Genomic DNA, 20,067 nt, shown 5'->3' on the forward strand with positions numbered 1-20,067 from the left:
TCCTTATGACCATTCTTTATACTTGTCTTTAAATAAATCAAATAAACTTATTATATTAATTGATATTTCTTTAATTTCTCCATTTCCGTAATCATATATAAACTTTCCGGGTTGACCTGTTCTGTCATATCCAACTGTATCAAGCTCATTCATATATAAAATATTTTCGTCATTTCGCCTATTCATATACTCCCACAGTTCTTCAAAACTATTTATATCCTCAAACTCTTCCAACCCCTCATTCTCAGCAATCGTTATATATCTATTCTCATGTGCACTCCATATCTTTATATGTTTCATATTATCATTAAAATTTTGTATCAGTTCTGATGTTTCTTCACCCTCAGTTATTTGAAAGGAGCCTAAGCTGGGTATCTTACCTAAAATATAAGGTTTCACAACTTCATCATATATATCTAAAAGCACGGGTTCAGTTTCTATTACTCTTATATTTCCTTCACTATCTGTATACTCCATATTTGCACCGGCATACAGCATCATTCTGTATTTCTTCCAGCCATCTTCCATAAATTCCAATGCTTCTTTTTTTCTCATATCTTCCAGTTTTTTAGCTCTTTCCCTAAATAAATGATTTCCATATATTAATAATGCTAGGGAAAATATTACGAAGTATAAAATCCACCTAAACTTTAGTCTACTCTTTATTCTAACCATAAGCTTCTCCTTATGACCAATCTTTGTACTTGTCATTAAACAATTCAAATAAACTAATCACACTCACTGATATTTCTTTACTTTCTCCATTTCCATAATCATATATAAACTTTCCGGACCGACCTGTTCTGTCGTTTCCAACTATATCAAGCTCATTCATATATAAAATATTTTCGTCATTTCGTTTATTCATATATTTCCATAGTTCTTCAAAACCATTTATATCCTCAAATTCTTCCAACCCCTCGTTCTCTGCAATCGTTATATACCTGTTCTTATGTGCACTCCATATCTTTACATGCAACATATTATCATTAAAATTTTTTATCAGTTCTAATGTTTCTTCACCTTCAGTTATCTGAAAGGAGCCAAGGGTAGGTAAATCACCTAAAATATATGGCTTTATAACTTCATCATATATATCTAAAAGCGCGGGTTCAGTTTCTATTATTCTGATATTTCCTTCACTATCTGTATACTCCATATTTGCACCGGCATACAACATCATTCTGTATTTCTTCCAGCCATCTTCCATAAATTCTAATGATTCTTTTTTTCTCATATCTTCCAGTTTTTTAGCTCTTTCCTTAAATAAATGATTTCCATATATCAATAATGCTAAGAAAAATATTATAAAACATAAAACCCATCTAGACTTTAATTTACCCTTTACCCCTATCATAAATGTCTCCTTAAAACTGTTCTTTATATTGTACTTTAAATAAAGATACTAAGCTAATCGTACTAACTGCCATTTTTTTACTTTCTCCATTCCCATAATCATATATAAACTTTCCGGATTGACCCGTTCTATCGTATCCTATTGTTTCAAGTTCATTGATATATAAAATATTTTCATCATTTCTCCTATTCATATACTCAAAAACTTCATATATAGTTTTCAATTCCTGAAACTCTTCCAATCCCTCATTCTCAGAAATAGTCCTGTATCTGCCCTCACGATTATTCCATATCTTTAAGTGCAACATATTATCATTGAAGTTTTTTATCATTTCATTTGTCTCGTAACTGTCAAATACACTGACATAATAACTGTAATCATTTCCTAACGCATCAATCTTCATATCTCCCGCAGTCATATTATCATCAGGTGTTAATTTACCACTACTCTTAGAATTAACTTTTCTATTGTTAAGTTCTCTCTTATACGATAGCCAAGTACTTTCGCTTTTCTTCAATATCGGTGTAGTTCTCAATGTGATAGCTGTATACAATGACATACACTCACTCAACCTTATCACATTTGTATTTTCATAGTTTGCCTCCAGATACAATTGTTTATTTGTCTTACTTTCCTTATTGCTTCTCTTTGCATCAGCCTCACCTGCTGCCAGACCTATTACAGTGCAGGCAACTCCCAATGGTGCTGCAAAAGGTGCTGATGCTAAAGCAGGTATTATTGACAATGCTACTGAAATTCCCGAAGTTCCCCATGTTATTACAGTTGTCTCTCCGGATTTTTTAGCATCCACACTCCCTACTACCAAATTTGAAATCTCAGCAATACTGTCGAACTTATTATCCCCTGAGGTTATATAAATATAAGCCTCCTGTAGTATAGGTGTAACTATATATTTATCTACATCCCTCATATGTATTCCGTCTTGTACTGTAACTCTTCTTTTCTCAAGCTCTCCTTCGTAATAGCGTAAATTATATACCATTACTCCTGTATTCGACCCACTATCAAACTTAATATTATAAACTCTATCTATATCCGATACTGTTGTATATATATTCCCTGCCAGCAATATTGTATCCAATAATTTTACGTTTAAAATTTGCATTTTTATAGCATCTACCTCTGTTCTGTCCACATCCGGCTTTGCGTCAGAAAATATTTTCTCATTTACATATCGCTTCAACTTGGCAGCAGTATTACCAAGTTTATCCCATGTTGGGGGAAACTTTATATCTACCCTGTTACGTAGGCTGCAAAATCTTGCATATGCAGTAGCCCAAGATGCTACATATATAAAGTTATCAAGAAGTGTATATTGATAAAACTGCTCTTCAACTTCATTTCTATAAAACTGCTTTAAATATGCACAACAAACAATCTTTTTCAGTTTCTCCACATCTGTACATATACATAAATATATTCCCAACTTAATAAGGGCATCTATCTCATTCTCTTTCATATGTTGTACATTTCTTAACAACAATTTTTTAATAATTAATTCATCCAATGTGCCGTCATCATTTAAAAATCTCGGATACTTATTATAGGATGTACTTAGTGTATACTCCTGTCCCGATGTTACAGGTGATATTATTCCTCCATGCTTGCATGGTAAATATGAGTTTGTATCTAAGGCATATTTACCGTTTATGGTAACACTCTTTCTAACATTTCTCCATTCTCCAAGTTTAAAACGGCACATATGTTTGCTTACAAGCGGTTCTTCATTCCATTTTGAACATGAAACAAATCCGTCAAATTTTTTATCATCGGTATTTGCAAGAGCCCCGATTTCACTGCTGTCGGTATAAACACCATGATCTGCACTATTCAGTGTAGAATAATCACTTCCACGACTACAACAAAGTATTGCACCGTTAACAAGAAATTCTGTGCTTTCATCATTATGTTCTTTCCAATACTGCAACATTTTATCTTTGATCTTTTTCTCTTCTGCATCTGTAAGCTCCCTTATAGATGCCCCCAAAATCCCTTTTTTCTTACCTAATACTTCATATATCCATTCCGCCTGATTTTTTTCTTTCATACGTACCTCCTGCAATGTAGCTCGTATCAATATTCTATCCTAAGTATACTTTACTTCCTTTATTGGTTATCCCGTCATTCATTTCTATCTGAGTTCCGTTTTGTGTTATTTGTACTGATGTCGGCGATATTAAACTTATACCTGCATTACTGCTTTCTATCAGCACTTCAGTTTTTGCAGCTATTGATATCATCCCGCTACTTTTTATACTTATCCCCTTATCATCTTTAAGTTCTATACTTGAACCGTTATTATCTGTAATAAGCACACTTTCAGGACTCAATCTGATTTCCTTCCCTTCTTTATTTTTGAAAAATTTAATTTCAGGATTATCACGACCGCCTGCACTGCCTACATGAAAAGCATTTTGTACATATACATTTTGTTCATTTGCATCAGGAAATTTCACTATTACCCTATCTCCGACTTCAGGCATACAATACCAACTCCCTCCTTCAGGTGAAGAATATACTGTAGCGTAGTTTAGGAACGCCTTATCATCAGAATTGTTTTCATCCTCATCTATACTCACTTTTACAAGTTCATTTTCGACTTGACTTACCTTTGCAAATAATGCCACACCTATAAGTTTTTCATTCTGATACGCCTTAGTCTTTACATCACTTTCTTTCATTAATATGTACTCATTAATTACTTCTCTATGTTCCGGTCTGCTGACTCTTGCTACAACAGCCTGTATTTCGCCAAAAAATGTCAATCTTTCCCCTATTTCATAATGTTCTCTTACAGCAACCTTATAATATGCCTTGCCTGAATTAAGTAAAGACTCATCACCACTGTTAACTCCAAGTTCGTAATATTCCGACCTCAACAGCTTTTCCTGTCTACATGGAAGTCCTATAAAAAACTTAACACCCTCTACACTATAGTCATGGTATATCACTGTATTAGCCGAGAAGGCTAACCTTTTCAGATACTCCCAATCAGTTTCTTTATACTGACACATAAACCCCTGAGTTTTCTTATCATCACCTGAAGTCATTATAAATGCACTGTTATTATAACTTTCTATGATAATATCAATAATATCTCTGTAGCTAACTCCTACATTTTGAAATGTTCTTATATGCTCTTTTCCATCCATAAGTATACTTTGTGTCATCAAGCCCAAAGTCATATAGTGAACATCTCTGTTACTTTTTATATTGCAGGAAGTAACAATATAATTTCTAATCTCCGTTAAAAACTTTCAATATAATCAGAAATTATCTTTATATTTTCTTTTTCGATGTCATTTAAATCACTCTCTTTAAAACTTTCATTTTCCTCATACCAGCTTTTTCTTATAAAATAATTATATTCCGGACTGTTTTTAGTATACATCTTCCCATGCCTGGCATATATCTCTTCACGAGCCATACATGCCGCCAACTTGGAAAGTTTTTTCAGCTTTTCTAAATTTGATTTGCTGCTGATAATATCCGTATCACTTCCCGTAAAAATCTCATCATTATCATCTGTACTTATATACATACTGATTCTATTACCTCTTGAATCATAGCCATATTTTTTCAAAAATTCTTCATACTCAGGTAGTGAACTATATTCCGGATCAAAAAACACCTTCATTTCATTTCCCAAATCATAGTATGCCAAATCATTAAGCCATTGAGAAACTTTAGATATTCTCCATTTATTGTCCTCACACAGTTCCAAATACACCTCACCGTCACTGATTTCCGGCATATCCTCAGCCAATATTACCTTTTTTACAAATTGAATTTGAACACATATACTCTTTTTATCTTTACTCTTTATGCTAAACTCACCTTTTGTATTAATTTTATAATATAGGCTACTACTTAAATCACTTCTTGACGTTCGTGACTGTGTACATCTTCCTCTATAAAACCTTATATCATACATTTCACACAAATAATCATAGGCTGCATCTTTAATATAATCTCTATGGTATTTATATAGTTTTTCTTCATCCTCCTTATTTTTAAAGTAATAATCATTATATCCATCCGACTCTCTGCAAGATATCTCATCACCAATCTTTTCTCCTGAATCCATAAAATCGGCAATCTCTTTAATAATCTCTATAGCTCTTTCATCAGTCATTTCAGGATTGTTATCTTTATTTTCAATGGCAACGGTTTTGACATTGAATAACAGAAGTAATATAAAACTTATGCTAATTACACTTAATAATTTATGTTTCATACTCTTTTCTCCTAAAACTCTTCCAAATGTGACTTTATAATCTCTAAATTATGCCTTTCAATATCACTTAAATCATCCTCACTGAATTCTTTATTCTCTTTATACCAGCTCAATCCATTGAAATAATTATATTCTATAGAATATTTCTGATACATTTTCCCATGCCTGGCATATATCTCTTCATAAGCAATATAGGTTGCAAGTTTAGAAAGATGTTCCAATATATAACTGTCATCTAAATTCTCCAACACATCAAAACTGCTGCTCGCCAAGATCGCGTCCTTTAAAGAATATCTTAACATCTGCATAGATATTCTATTTCCATTTTTGTCATACCCATAATCCCTAATAAAAGTATCATAATCCTCTTTTACATTATTTTGACTGTCAAAAAATTCTTCTATATATTCTTCCAATTCATAAAACACTAAATCATCATACCATTGAGAGATCTTAGAAATTCTCCATTTATTGTCATCACACAAAGTGAGAAATATCTGACCCTTATCTGTATCCGGCATCCCGTCTCCAAGACTGCTGTCTTTATTAAAAACAGCTTCAATACATATTTCATTATTTCTTCTCAACAGAATTTTGTAATCTTCTTCAGCTTCCAATTTATACCTGATGGTTCCACCTTCAAATCCTGTTTTCGCCTTTCCCATGCCGGAATTAAACCTTGTGATTTTATACATTGCAGTCAAATAATTATAAGCACTATCTTTTATATAATTTCTATGATAGATTTCTAATTTATCTTCATCTTCTTTGTTCTTAAAATAGGCAAAGTTTTCCCCGTTAATACCTTCGACAGCTTCACCCGTTTCTATACCTGTATCCATAAAAGATACTATTTCTTTTACAAGCTTTATTGCATCTTAATCTGAAAGATTTTCTACACCATAGTTATAATCAATGAATTTTTCTGTTTTTGAATATTTATTTATCCCGCATCCATAAACAAAACACATCAGCAAGAGTATTATTGTGAATATATGTATTTTTTTATCTATCACTTTCCCCTCCTCTCAATAACGGTCTATTCGGTTCATAAATAAAATAGTTTCTCCATAATTACTCTTTTGTTTATATTCATGTCGTCTTTCAACACATACACAAATATTTTTCACGAAAATAATACTACTCTAATTATAACAAATTCTGCACTATTTTTCATTATATTTTAATAATATATGTCATATAGATCTTCTATAAGCAACACATTATTATTAGTTTTTATATAATAAAAGCACAATAAAAACTTGTATTTTTATTGTGCTCAAAGAGACTACCATACTTTTCCACTCCATCTGCTTTTTCCGGGCATTTTGCCTTTCCATTATTCCGATATTAAAGTTATCCGTATTTTCAGCTTTCACCTAATATAAATATGATACTGCCTCCAGGACTATATTCTTAGACTCCACCTCGACTTGAGTTGCTCCTGTATGTAATCCTGTCCAATTCCGTATCTTCAACTGTATCATAATTTAAAAAATCAAAAGAACTTTCCGTATATGGGCTGGGACTTTTACTGTTTATAAATCTAAGTTCTTCCAATTTGTATCCATTTTTCTTTGCTTTTAATACAATTTCCCATATACAGTTCATACTTTGCTCCTACTTTTAATAATAAATAATTTCCGGGTTCATTCTTAGTAAGTCAAATTCATCAATAAAATATTTACCCTTCATATGTTTCGGCAGTCTTATGGTTTTTAAGTTTATGCAATCCGACATGCAATAATTATCTACATATTCTATGCTTTCCGGAAATGTTATTGTCGCAAATCCTGTACAACTATGAAAAGCAAAACTTTCAACTCTTTGTAGCTTTAGCGGTAAAGTGATTTCTTCTAGACTTACACAGCCGTCAAAAGCTTTTTCATCAATTTTTTTAGTTCACTCCCTTTTGCAAATCTGACTTCTTTTAAATTTTCACATGATCTGAATGCACCAAATCCTATAAATTCCACACTTTTAGGAATCTCCACTGTCTCAAGTCCCTTTGATTCTGAAAAAACCAATCCTACTATCAGTTTTGTTCCGTCTTGAATTTTTACAAAACTGTCATTTCCTGAATGTTCCAGCAATATGTTTTGAAAATATTTACAGTGATATTCATCCTGTTCCAAATTTTTAAGCCATAAGGTATTTTTAAAAACACATGCACTTACTTTTTCAGGTGTATGAGACATTTTTACTTCCTTTAAACTTACACAATTTTCAAATGACCTAAAGCCTATAAAACTTACTGTTTCAGGAATATCTACACTTTCTATATTGCACGCATAAAATGCCTTACTTCTAATCTTCTCCAATTTGCTTGGTATATTTATATCTTTAAGTTCATGACACTCAGCAAATGCTTCATCTCCTATACAAATAAGACTTTCAGGCAACTCTGCCGAAACCAGATTCTCCATTCCGGCACAAGCTCCATTTGCTATAACTCTGGTTCCCTCCTTTACCTTGATATCAGAAATCCCCCTATTACACTTTATTAATACTTTACCTATATAAATATCATTATTCTTATCTGATAAATTCTCTGTATAATACTTCGTTTCATTAAATACCTCTGTCTCTACATATCTTATTCCTTCGGACATTTTTATCTCTTCAAGATTCTTGCAGGAATAAAACGCTTTTGACTCTATTTCTTCTACAGAATCCGGAATCTTTATACTTTTAATATTTTCACATCCTGAAAAAGCCTCTGCCATTATAGACTTTATTCCTTCTTTCATTTCCACTTCTTCTAATCCTTGACAATTTAAGAAGGCTCCTGTAAATATCTTTTCTATTCCGTCATGAAGTATAATTTTTTTCAAACTTGTACATTCTTCAAAAGTATATCCTTCAATTGCAGTAATACCCAAAGGAATATTTACTTTTTCCAAACTATGGCAACCTCTAAACGCATTAAATCTCAGTTTTTTTAGATTTTCAGGTAGCTCTATGGCTTTTAAATTAACACAGTTTCTAAATGCACTTTCTTCAATATTCTTTAGATTTTTAGGCAATTCTATATGCTCTAATTGATAACAATCTTCAAAAGCAGAATCGCCTATAGTTTCGATTGTTTCAGGTAATTCTACACTTTCTAGTTTTGTACATTCTCTAAAAGCATTATCACCCAGTTTTGTAACACCTACAGGAACTGTAATTTGTTTTATACTTGACCTTCTCTCAATTATTCCGCTTTCAATTCCTATTAACACATTGTCTTTTATTATAAGTTTAGATTTTGTATGAGTAGAAATATACAGTAAAATGACTGTTAGTATCGGGATTAATACTATAAATCTATATCGTCTCTTTCTACGCCTGCTTCTATGCATATTTTCTCCGCACAATTATCTTATTCTCCATTCATTGTTTTTTAAGCCATTACCTAGTTTTTCAATATTCTCTGCTTTTTATCATTATCTTCTGTACTGTATCCTGTCAGTAATATTATTCACTTCCAATTCCGTATCTTCCACCGTATCATAATTTAAAAAATCAAAAGAACTTTCCGTATACGGGCTGGGGCTTTTACTGTTTATAAATCTAAGTTCCTCCAATTTATATACGCTTCTTTTTGCTTTTAATACAATTTCCCATATACAGTTCATACTTTGCTCTCGCTTCCTACACCTACTTTATATAACTATTTTCCAAAACGCCTACTTTTCCAATAGTAATGACTTATACATCCTACTCTATATATATCAGCTTAACATTTTCATCAAATTCAATACTGTCGGCTATCGTCTTACTTACAGTAACCTCTTTTAATTTTTTACAATTTAAAAACATTTCACTTCCCACATCTTCTATAGACTTCGGCATATAAACTTTTTTTAAATTTTTACAACTAAAGAAGCATCTGTAGCCTATATAAGTTACACCCTCCGGAAACTCTACAGTTTTTAAATTATCACATTCACTAAAAACCATTGGTCCAATTATTTTTAATTCTTTTGGAAATATCACATTGTCTATTTTAGACTGATAAAAGGCATGGTTTGCTATGCTGACCGTTCCCTCCTTAATAATAATTTTCCGTCTTTCTTTATCCACAACTTCTATCAGATGGTCACTCACATATTTGCAGCCATACTCATCCTCTCTAATATTATTGTAGAATTTTGTATCTTGAAATGCATCCCCTATATATTCCGGGCTTCCCTCAAATTTTATATCTTCTAAATTTATGCAACCGTAAAAAGCTGCCCATTCTATTTGTTTTACTTGACTTGGAATTACTATGCTTTTTAATTCAATACAGTCGCTAAATGCCTCGCTATCAATCTGCTTGAGACTCTTAGGTAATTCTACCCTTTCCAGTTTCTCACAACCACTAAATGCCCAACTCCTTACATTGACTATTAAGTTCGGTATTTCTATTTCAGTCAAACTTTTACAGTTGGAAAATGCTGATATTCCTATATATTCAACACTTTTAGGTATAAAAATACCTTCAAGATTTATACAGTCTGCAAAGGTACTGTTTTCTATGTATTTTAAACTTTCCGGTAAAGCAATACTTTTTAAATTTGTTGAGCCTTGAAATGCACCACCTGCAATCACTGTTATATTATCAGGTATTATAATATTTTCTTCTCTATCGGTTGACTTAAACAAAATATGCTTATAACATTTTAGTCCATATGGATTTATCGGCAGCCTTTTAAACCATTCCGTTTCTTCAAAAGAATTCTCGCCAATCCGCGTAATGCTATCCGGCATATTTATTTCGATAATATTATTGCACCTACTGAAAGCATCATCTTTTAGTTCCTTGATATTTCCTAAATGCACATATTTAAGGTTTTCACATCCGTCAAATGTTTCAAACTCTATAACTTTTAAATTTTCCGGTAAAACCACTTCCCCCAAACTTATACAATCTGCAAATGCTCTTTTACCAATATTTGTTACAGAAGACGGCAACTCTACAAACTCAAGCATAGCACAATTCCTAAAGGCTCCATCTTCTATTGTTGTCAAAGATTTACTAAAGTGTATTTTTTTCAAATTAATACAATACCGGAAAGCATCTGCATGTATTATTTTTACACTTTCAGGAATATACAATTCCACCATAAAAATACTGCCTATAAAAGCTCCATCCATAATTTCCGTCGTACCTTCAGGTATATTTATGGTCATATTTCTTTTTACCTTTTCTACTATTCCCCATTTATAATCTACAACTTTATTATCTCTTATAACTATATGCCCTCTAAAATTTAACACTATGTAAAGGATACCAATAATAACTATACTGAAAACAATTATCCAAAAATAATTATCTTTTAACTTCTTCAACATATAATCACCTATATATTCTCATTCAGAAAAGTTGTATGATTTAATTATATTTATCACACTTTCCGCTTCTTTCTTGAATTTTTGAGTTGCTTTTATTAAATCGTCAGATTTTTCTTTTAATTTTTTATCTCTCCTCACATGTATTTTTCACCATACAGTGTATAGACATCGCCTGCTTTGTTATTCTTGCCGTACCATGAAACTTCTGTTCTTCTTCCCTCCACATCATAAATATTACTTGTAATTGTATATCTATTATCTTCATATATATCTATCTTTATAAGTTTTCCTCCCCAATCTATCACATTATTATAAACAGACATTTGCTTAAGCAATATATCTATTTCTAACTCAAAAAATTTGTTGCTAAAAAGTATATTGCAGTAGCATAAACCCCTACTGCTGCATTATATAATCCTGCTGTAGTAATAACTGTTGTTTTTACTCCTCCCACTATAATATCTTTCAGCTTATCTTTAGATTCCTTTATAAATTGTTCATCTTCTAATGCCTTTTGAAAAAACTAGGCATTCACTTCATCTAAGTAAACAATATATCCTACATTTTTTCTTCCAAAAGCTCCTCTAAATCCTTAAAAATCCATTGTTCATACTCATCTTTTTTGTATTAAAATCTTTTAAAAACTCTTCTCTCAGGAAATAACTGATTTTGCATGTTTTCGATATCCATTATTACCTTACTCTCCATAAAAATATAGTATTTTTACTCCAACTTCTCAAATAGATCAAACAAGCTAAGTCTTCCTGAATCTCTCAGTATTTTTTCATATTCATTATCTGATACATATGTTATTTTACCGTTAGATCCGGATCCGTCTAAGCCAACAACAGAAAGAGTATACAGATAATATTCACCATTTTTTGTTACTTTATGCGTATAAGTTACCAGCTCCATTTTCTCCACTTATTAAAATTTTAGTTTAAAAATAAAAATTCTATATACTTATTGAATGGGTTTCATAACAACTTCACCGTTTTCATCCATTACCAATATAGGGTTGCTTCCATCCTTATCAAGTCTAATTATACGCAATGTAGTGCTTTCCTCTATTTTATATTGATATAAGAAAACGTAATCATCACTGCAATATAGTCCCGGTGTACATGTATATTTGTTTGATTTTTCATCAGTATAAATTATATTGGTGATACCTGTATCTATATCTGTAATGAATAGCTTTGTTTTATAGCTTTCTCCCCCACTGTAAAATCCACTTGCCACACTATATATAAATTTACCACTTACCTCATAATTTTCGACAAAATCCTCTGTTTTATTTTGAATGCCGACTATTTCATATTTAAAAGTTTCTCCACCTTTCTCCTTCTCCATATCCTCAACTTTTGCACGTAACATCGCCTGTGGATGAAATTTGAACTCTACTTCTTTTTTCTCTTCTTCACTAAATCCTTCGCTTGTTATTCTTATTTTGTCTTTATAATTTTTATCTCTATAAGTAATTTCTAATCGTTGAGTAAAATATATGTATCCATCTAATACCCTGTAATAATTTGGATTTAAATCATATAATTTTATACTAACCGGCTCATATTCTTCCACATTCCTATCATGTATCTCTTCTTTCCACCAGCTTTTATCATTTCTTATTATGTAATCCATCTTCCAAGTCCATGCAGAATAAGGTTCTATATTCTCTTGCTTACTAAAATAACAATCAAGCGATTCCCATGGTGATGCTTCACTATAGTATCTAACTCTTCCCAATCTTTTTTGTTTATATTTTACCTTATTCCAATTAAATATGTAATAACATGGTACATCTATTCCCACATCTCCACAAGGGTTTTGGTTACCATTTATACATACACTATAACCATTAAATACCGTGCTGCCAATTCCAAGAATAGGTCTAGGTTCATAAAACACTTTTGATGAGTAAACTTTTCTTCCATCCAATGTGTATTTCTCAAGCATACCATTGCTAAAACAATATATATACTTATCATCAGTATAAAATCTATCATCTTTTTCTCCACTGATAAACTCTATTATGTCTACTTTACCTTCTATATCATCATTATTACTGCTCGCACTAATCTTATATAATCCTAGTTTATCTCTAAGAACACCGAAGACATCATTTTCAATTCTCATAATTCCTCCTATTTGTTGCCAATCAGAGGCTACTTCTTTCACCTCTGTACCAACACTATTCATATACATAAGTCTACCTTTATACAAAAAATATATACCTTCTTTTGTTTGGCAAACCTTTCCTATGCTTCTTACAGTTACTTTTTCATTGTCGTGAAAGAATATTTCTCTGATAATATTTGGATACTTATCTGCAGGAATATACATAAAATCAAATAATGACAGGACAAAATATGCTATAGTAATTATACTTATACATATAATCCATTTCTTTTTCATATTGAAAGCCTCCATTCCACCGGATTCTGTTGTTAATATAAATTGTGATGAAAAATATTTTTTAAAAATAAATAAAAATTCCCATATATTTATTGAATGGGGTTCATAACAACTTCACCATTTTCATCCATTACTAATATAGGGTTGCTTCCGTCGCGATTGACTGTTGTAATACACAGTTTCCTAGAATTATCAATATATCTGTAAATAAATATATAATTATCTGTTACAAAGATTTCTATCATACGTTCATCTGCAGATAGCCCCTTCATTGTGTAAACTTCTTTTGATATGCCGGTTTCAGCATCTATCTCATATATTTTCAATTCCCTATATTCCTGATTATTCTCTACATAATCTTCAATATACGATATATATATCTTTTTGTCTCTAATAGTAAAGTCATTCCTATTACGACTATTACTTAATGGTCTATCTATAGCATCATAGCTGATAGCAGCACTGTCCAATATATTTTTTATATCATCCACTTTAACTCTGCCTATAGGATATAATTTTACCTCATACTTTATTTTACTCATATATTCTTTATTTTCATATGTATTTATATACTCATTCATGTTTCCGGATAGCTTGTCTTTATAATTTTTATCTCTATAAGTAAGTTTCTGCTCTCCAAGAAAATAGATATATCCATCTGAAACCTCTGAGAAATCCCAAATTGATAACTCGATACTTTGGAGTTCATAGTTATCCAGATTTCTATCAATTATTTTTCCTTTTCTTACCTTCTTATCTATCTCTTTTGCAAATGAATCATAAGGTATAACTTCTTCTCTCAAATAAGAATCCCAAGTTTCCGGAGGTAAATAGTATTTTGAAAAATGCAGAGTATATTCTTTATATTTTATTTTATTAATATCAAATAAATAATATTTTGGCGCATAAACTTCTGCTTTTAAAAAATCTATGTTAAAAACATAGTTATTAAATATAGTATTATCCCTATCAAACCCATTATATCCTAAATCATTTTTAAAAATTCTTTTCCCGTTAAAGTCATATTTTTCAAACTCAGTACCTCCACTTAATGTATATATATTATTACCTTCAAGGTACATTACTCCAGGGGCATAAATAATGCTTATTATCTCTCCGTCTGTGTTCAGTTTGTAAATACTGTTACCGCTTTCCTCTCGTAGAAAAATATTTTTATCCTTTACTAAAATACCGGAAATATTCCCTTGCATTTTACAAATCTCTCTTATTTCTACATTTTCATTTCCCATATACATTAATCTGTCTTTATATGCAAAATATACACCTTCTTCTCCTTGTTGTACTTTCTTAGACCTTTTTCCACCTTCATTAATATCCTGTTCCGGTGTTTTTCCTTTTAAAAAGTACTTTGCTGTTTGAGTATACATAAAGTCGAACATAGGTAGTACATATACTATTAAAGTAAAAATTAGAAACGTTATAGCAAATATACTTAACAAAATAAATGTTATCTTTTTTACTTTCATCTAATCTCCAATATTCTTTTACATCAAAATATCCGTAAATAATTTACTAGTATCCACATTATCGTCCATTACACATATGGTTTTGGCTATATCAATTCTTATATTTCCAGATTGTATTTCTGTGACATATGTTATGTCCTCAATAGTTTCTCTAGCCAAATTTCTCAATATTTTATTGCCTGTGTTAGCGGCTCTTTTTTGTGATTCTGTTTTAATATCTTTGTACTCAAATTCTTTAACAATTCAGCCTGATTCTTTTTTGTCATATACACACCCCTCTATACAATATATCTCTTATTTAGTGTTTTACCCTAGATACACTTTGCTCCCCTTGGTTATTCCGCCATTCATTTCTATCTGTGTTCCGTTTTGTGTTATTTGTACTGATGCAGGTGATATCAAACTTATATTTGATTTTAATCACTACTTCTTATATTCCAAAAGTTCCGTTCTTTGTAATTTTATATTCCATAACTTCCATATATTAATAACACTAAGTAAAATGTTATGAAGCATAAAATTCACCTAGCCTTTATACTACTCTTTATTCTAACTATAAGCTTCTCCTTATGACCAATCTTTATACTTGTCTTTAAATAAATCAAACAGACTAATTACATCAACTGATAATTCTTTATCCTCTCCATTCCCATAATCATATATAAACTTTCCGGGTTGACCTGTTCTGTCATGTCCAACTATATCAAGTTCATTTATATATATAACTCCTTCATCATTTCGCTTATTCATATAAGCCCACAGTTCTTCAAAACTATCTATATCTTTAAACTCTTCCAATCCCTCATTCTCAGAAATAGTCATATATCTGCCCTCACGATTATTCCATATCTTTAAGTGCGACATATTATCATTGAAGTTTTTTATACGTTCTGATGTTTCTTCTCCCTCAGTTATCCGAAAGGAGCCGAGGGAAGGTGTCTTGCCTAAAATATATGGATCTATAGCTTCATCAAATACATCTAGAAGCACAGGTTCTGTTTCTATTACTCTGATATTTCCTTTACTATCTGTATACTCCATATTTGCACCTGCATACAGCATCATTCTGTATTTCTTCCAGCCATCATCCATAAAATCGAATGCCTCTGTCCTTCTCATGTCTTCCAATTTTTTAGTTCTTTCCTTAAATAAATGATTCCCATATATCAATAATACTAAGGAAAATATTATAAAACATAAAACCCATCTAGACTTTAATTTACCCTTTACCCCTATCATAAATGTCTCCTTAAATCTTATCTTTATATTTTTTTCTAAATAAATATAATAAACTAATCTACTAATGAGTTTGAAAATCTATATAATAAGGCACATGTTCTTCCGGCATCTTAACCGGTAGAACCTCTCATTTTAATTTGTACTAAATCTTGACATAGGACCAAAATACTCTACACCAACTATTGCTGTAAACACTAAAGCTAATATACTTGTAATTACTAGGATTACCTTAAGTTTATTCTTCTCAATCACATTCATATATTCCCCTTAGTCAAAATATTTCCATAATACTTTAATCGAAATTATTTTAATATTTTTCGAATAAATCTCCTAAATACAATACACCATATTCATCTATGATTTTTTCTTCTCCATTATCTGATTCATATGTTATTCTACCACTAAATCCCGTTCCGTCTAATCCAACCACAGAAAGAGCATACAGATAATATTCACCATTTTTTGTTAATTTGTGCATATATGTTGTCAGTTCATCTAAATTCTTTATTTCTTGAAACTCATCCATTTTCTCTACCTCAGATATAGTCTTTGGTGGGATAGGAATTCCAGCTCCGTTCTCTCCACTTATTCTTATATGCTTCATATTGTCATTAAAATTATCTATATATTTCTGTATATATTCATTTTTTATAATTTTGTAGTTGTAAAGACTCTGCTTCTCCCCTGATATATAATCTGTAATATCCTTAGTAACTATGTCAAGTAAACTTATATCACTCCCATTTATAACCCAAGTATTCCCTTTATTATCACTGCATTCCAAGTCCATTCCCAGTGTACCTGCCAAAATTACTGTAGTAGATATTTCATTATAGTATTTAAGTGCTCTATCTCTTCTTTTTTCATTCAAATACTCTATGCCAACTATCACTATAAACACTAAAGTCAATATACTTGTAATTATTAGGATTATCTTAAGTTTATTTTTCTCAACCGCATTCATATATTCTCCTTAGCCAAAACTGCTTTAATACTTTTTGAATAGATCCCACAAATACAATACCCCATATTCATCTATGATTTCTTCTGCTCGATTTTCTCCACTTATCCTTATATGCTTGGAAGTCCTATAAAAAACTTGACTCCTTCATTTTGAAAGGTTCTTATATACTCTTATCTTCATAGGTTTTAGCAATTATTTGTGTCAACTTTCTTATTATTAACCTGCCCATGATATTTCTTCTCTATCAAAATAATCAACTAATCTCTCTTCCTCTATATAAAATTCACCTGTAGTACTTTCATAATCATCTTTTGTTGCATTAATATATCCCTGTCTCCTTAAAGATTATCTTTATATTTTTTTCTAAATAGATATAATAAACTAATCACATTCTCTGATATTTCTTTACTTTCTCCATTCCCATAATCATATATAAACTTTCCTGGTCGACCTGTTCTGTCATGCCCAACTATGTCAAGTTCATTAATATATATAACTCCTTCATCATTTCGCTTATTCATATAAGCCCACAGTTCTTCAAAACTATTTATATCTTTAAATTCTTCCAATCCCTCATTCTCAGCAATAGTCATATATCTCCCCTCCCGATTATTCCATATCTTTAAGTGCAACATATTATCATTGAAGTTTTTTATCCGTTCTGATGTTTCTTCTCCCTCAGTTATTCGAAAGGAGCCGAGGGAAGGTGTCTTGCCTAAAATATATGGATCTATAGCTTCATCAAATACATCTAGAAGCACAGGTTCAGTTTCTATTACTCTTATATTTCCTTCACTATCTGTATACTCCATATTTGCACCGGCATACAGCATCATTCTGTATTTCTTCCAGCCATCTTCCATAAATTCCAATGCTTCTTTTTTTCTCATATCTTCCAGTTTTTTAGCTCTTTCCCTAAATAAATGATTTCCATATATCAATAATACAAAGGAAAATATTATAAAACATAAAACCCATCTAGACTTTAATTTACCATTTACCCCTATCATAAATGTCTCCTTAAATCTTATCTTTATATTTTTTTCTAAATAAATATAATAAACTAATCTACTAATGAGTTTGAAAAGCTATATAATAATGCACATGTTCTTCCGGCGTCTTAACCGGTAGAACCTCTCATTTTAATTTGCGCTAAATCTTGACATAGGACCATTCACCTCCAACTTTTTCACCTCTCTGATATTCATGGGTTCTATATGTCATAGTAAATAATTCTCTAATACCTATTGTTCCACTCTCATGTATAACATTTTCCGTTCCATCACCCATATCAAATGTTATCCTGCCATTTAAGCCTGAACCATCTAATCCTATTACTGAAAGAGCATACAGATAATATTCACCATTTTTTGTTAGTTTGTGCATGTATGCTATGAGTTCCTCCAAATTCTTTATTTCTTCAAACTCCTCCATTCCTTCTCCCTCAGATATAGTCTTTGGTGGAATAGGAATTCCTGCTCCGTTCTCTCCACTTATCCTTATATTCTTCATATTGTCATTAAAATTATCTATATATTTCTGCATATTTTCATTTTCTATGATTTTGTAGTTATAAAGGCTACGTTTCTTCCCTGATATATAGTCTGCAATATCTTGGCTGACTATATCGGTAAAGCTTTCATTCTGATTTGTAATTATCCAACTTTTCCCTTTATTATCACTGCATTCCAAGTCCATTCCCAGTGTATCTGCCAAAATTACTGTAGTAGATATTTCATTATAGTATTTAAGTGCTCTATCTCTTCTTTTTTCATTCAAATACTCTATGCCAACTATCACTATAAACACTAAAGTCAATATACTTGTAATTATTAGGATTATCTTAAGTTTATTTTTCTCAACCACATTCATATATTCTCCTTAGCCAAAACTGCTTTAATACTTTTTGAATAGATCTCCCAAATACAATACCACATATTCATCTATGATTTTTCCTGCTCCATTTTCTCCACTTATCCTTATATGCTTGGAAGTCCTATAAAAAACTTGACTCCTTCATTTTGAAAGGTTCTTATATACTCTTATCTTCATAGGTTTTAGCAATTATTTGTGTCAACTTTCTTATTAACCTGCCCATGATATTTCTTCTCCATCAAAATAATCAACTAATCTCTCTTCCTCTATATAAAATTCACCTGTAGTCCTTTTATAATCATCTTTTGTTGCATTAATATATCCCTTATCCCCATTCTCCGTTTTAAAATATATTAAGTTTTGCATATCTGTTTCGTATAAATACAAAGCCTCCCCTTTATGATATGTAGTTATTTCATAAACAGCTGTTTTATCATTATACTTATATGCTTTAAGCTCTTTCACTAATGTATGCTTAGAATCATTTATAATATAAATATAATTACCTTCTAAACTAAGCTTCAAATCAGAATTTATTAAATATATGCCTGTTGTATTTTGAAAGCCTATAATATATTTTCTATCTTCCACATATAAACCCAAATTTTGATATGCAGATTTTACATATCCGTCTACAGCTGACATATATACTATGTTTTCTTTATTCAATTTATAGAACTCACTTATTCGTGTATCATTAACATAGTGAATTGCTATGCCAATACAATAATTACCATTGTTATCATTTATAATTACACTTTTCACACCCTCTTCACCATAGCCTATTGTTTTTTTATGATTATTTACCTCTACTGATATATAGCCATCCACATTAATAAATACCTTTAATGAATCTGTCTCACCATCATTATCAATGTCAATTTCGTATTTCTTATCATATTCTATAAAATTTACAGCATATCCCTCTTTATTAATTTCATTTGTAATATCTTTTTTATGTATACTACAGCTGTTTATTATAAATAAAAGCAATATGATTATTTTCCTCTTTTTATAATTCATCATTTATTACCTCTTAACCTTGCAGTTCCAAAATCACCTCTGTACATATTTAATAGTATCTTATTATATTTAATAACATTTATGCCATAGCATTCTCCTACCACATAAATATTTTTTACACGCTCAT

Annotated in this window: 21 protein-coding genes and 1 pseudogene; all 22 read right to left on the reverse strand. The window is 30.9% G+C overall.

Annotation, left to right across the window (positions count from 1 at the left end; all coding sequences use genetic code 11):
- Positions 1-3: 3 nt before the first annotated feature.
- The 22 genes and pseudogenes from SBH76_RS09055 to SBH76_RS09155 all read right to left on the reverse strand — a co-directional run bounded on the left by SBH76_RS09055 (position 4) and on the right by SBH76_RS09155 (position 19,943).
- Entirely contained in the window at positions 4-675 is a 672-nt protein-coding gene (locus SBH76_RS09055; protein WP_317977546.1) for a hypothetical protein, read from the reverse strand.
- Between the two features lie 10 nt (positions 676-685).
- Positions 686-1,357, reverse strand: a complete 672-nt coding sequence (locus SBH76_RS09060; RefSeq protein WP_317977547.1) for a hypothetical protein — start codon at positions 1,355-1,357, stop codon at positions 686-688.
- Between the two features lie 10 nt (positions 1,358-1,367).
- A complete protein-coding gene (locus SBH76_RS09065; RefSeq protein ID WP_317977548.1) occupies positions 1,368-3,425 on the reverse strand; it encodes a DUF4280 domain-containing protein in 2,058 nt (685 codons plus the stop codon).
- 34 nt (positions 3,426-3,459) lie between these two features.
- Positions 3,460-4,548: a late control protein gene (locus tag SBH76_RS09070; protein WP_317977549.1), complete on the reverse strand. Its 1,089-nt coding sequence runs from the start codon at positions 4,546-4,548 to the stop codon at positions 3,460-3,462.
- Positions 4,549-4,625: 77 nt separating this feature from the next.
- Entirely contained in the window at positions 4,626-5,615 is a 990-nt protein-coding gene (locus tag SBH76_RS09075; protein WP_317977550.1) for a YARHG domain-containing protein, read from the reverse strand.
- 11 nt (positions 5,616-5,626) lie between these two features.
- Positions 5,627-6,457: a YARHG domain-containing protein gene (locus tag SBH76_RS09080; RefSeq protein ID WP_317977551.1), complete on the reverse strand. Its 831-nt coding sequence runs from the start codon at positions 6,455-6,457 to the stop codon at positions 5,627-5,629.
- A gap of 36 nt (positions 6,458-6,493) precedes the next feature.
- Positions 6,494-6,631, reverse strand: a complete 138-nt coding sequence (locus tag SBH76_RS09085) for a hypothetical protein (protein ID WP_317977552.1) — start codon at positions 6,629-6,631, stop codon at positions 6,494-6,496.
- Positions 6,632-7,031: 400 nt separating this feature from the next.
- The gene (locus SBH76_RS09090) at positions 7,032-7,226 is read right to left on the reverse strand and encodes a hypothetical protein (protein WP_317977553.1); all 195 of its coding nucleotides are present in this window, start codon (positions 7,224-7,226) and stop codon (positions 7,032-7,034) included.
- Between the two features lie 15 nt (positions 7,227-7,241).
- On the reverse strand, positions 7,242-7,508 hold the full coding sequence (locus SBH76_RS13940; RefSeq protein ID WP_432706866.1) for a leucine-rich repeat protein: 267 nt from the start codon (positions 7,506-7,508) through the stop codon (positions 7,242-7,244).
- The gene (locus tag SBH76_RS09095; protein ID WP_317977554.1) at positions 7,478-8,839 is read right to left on the reverse strand and encodes a leucine-rich repeat domain-containing protein; all 1,362 of its coding nucleotides are present in this window, start codon (positions 8,837-8,839) and stop codon (positions 7,478-7,480) included. The genes SBH76_RS13940 and SBH76_RS09095 overlap by 31 nt, the downstream gene beginning before the upstream one ends.
- A 204-nt stretch (positions 8,840-9,043) precedes the next feature.
- Positions 9,044-9,235: a hypothetical protein gene (locus SBH76_RS09100; RefSeq protein WP_317977555.1), complete on the reverse strand. Its 192-nt coding sequence runs from the start codon at positions 9,233-9,235 to the stop codon at positions 9,044-9,046.
- 82 nt (positions 9,236-9,317) lie between these two features.
- Positions 9,318-10,937 (reverse strand): leucine-rich repeat domain-containing protein, encoded by a 1,620-nt coding sequence (locus SBH76_RS09105; protein WP_317977556.1) that lies wholly within the window; start codon positions 10,935-10,937, stop codon positions 9,318-9,320.
- A 134-nt stretch (positions 10,938-11,071) separates the two neighbouring features.
- On the reverse strand, positions 11,072-11,260 hold the full coding sequence (locus SBH76_RS09110; protein WP_317977557.1) for a hypothetical protein: 189 nt from the start codon (positions 11,258-11,260) through the stop codon (positions 11,072-11,074).
- Positions 11,261-11,660: 400 nt separating this feature from the next.
- A pseudogene (locus SBH76_RS09115) lies at positions 11,661-11,849 on the reverse strand (hypothetical protein); the annotation flags it as partial.
- Positions 11,850-11,900: 51 nt separating this feature from the next.
- Positions 11,901-13,352, reverse strand: coding sequence for a hypothetical protein (locus SBH76_RS09120; RefSeq protein ID WP_317977559.1), 1,452 nt, complete (start codon positions 13,350-13,352; stop codon positions 11,901-11,903).
- A gap of 89 nt (positions 13,353-13,441) precedes the next feature.
- Positions 13,442-14,839 (reverse strand): hypothetical protein, encoded by a 1,398-nt coding sequence (locus SBH76_RS09125; protein ID WP_317977560.1) that lies wholly within the window; start codon positions 14,837-14,839, stop codon positions 13,442-13,444.
- Between the two features lie 18 nt (positions 14,840-14,857).
- Positions 14,858-14,998, reverse strand: coding sequence for a hypothetical protein (locus SBH76_RS09130; RefSeq protein WP_317977561.1), 141 nt, complete (start codon positions 14,996-14,998; stop codon positions 14,858-14,860).
- Between the two features lie 408 nt (positions 14,999-15,406).
- Entirely contained in the window at positions 15,407-16,078 is a 672-nt protein-coding gene (locus SBH76_RS09135) for a hypothetical protein (RefSeq protein ID WP_317977562.1), read from the reverse strand.
- Between the two features lie 307 nt (positions 16,079-16,385).
- Positions 16,386-17,042 (reverse strand): hypothetical protein, encoded by a 657-nt coding sequence (locus SBH76_RS09140; RefSeq protein WP_317977563.1) that lies wholly within the window; start codon positions 17,040-17,042, stop codon positions 16,386-16,388.
- Between the two features lie 338 nt (positions 17,043-17,380).
- Positions 17,381-18,052 (reverse strand): hypothetical protein, encoded by a 672-nt coding sequence (locus tag SBH76_RS09145; RefSeq protein ID WP_317977564.1) that lies wholly within the window; start codon positions 18,050-18,052, stop codon positions 17,381-17,383.
- Positions 18,053-18,194: 142 nt separating this feature from the next.
- Complete coding sequence (locus SBH76_RS09150) at positions 18,195-18,914, reverse strand: hypothetical protein (protein ID WP_317977565.1); 720 nt, start codon at positions 18,912-18,914, stop codon at positions 18,195-18,197.
- Positions 18,915-19,127: 213 nt separating this feature from the next.
- The gene (locus tag SBH76_RS09155) at positions 19,128-19,943 is read right to left on the reverse strand and encodes a hypothetical protein (RefSeq protein ID WP_317977566.1); all 816 of its coding nucleotides are present in this window, start codon (positions 19,941-19,943) and stop codon (positions 19,128-19,130) included.
- Between the last annotated feature and the right edge of the window lie 124 nt (positions 19,944-20,067).

The sequence above is a fragment of the Lachnoanaerobaculum sanguinis genome (genome assembly GCF_033242365.1).
Taxonomy (GTDB): domain Bacteria; phylum Bacillota; class Clostridia; order Lachnospirales; family Lachnospiraceae; genus Lachnoanaerobaculum; species Lachnoanaerobaculum sanguinis.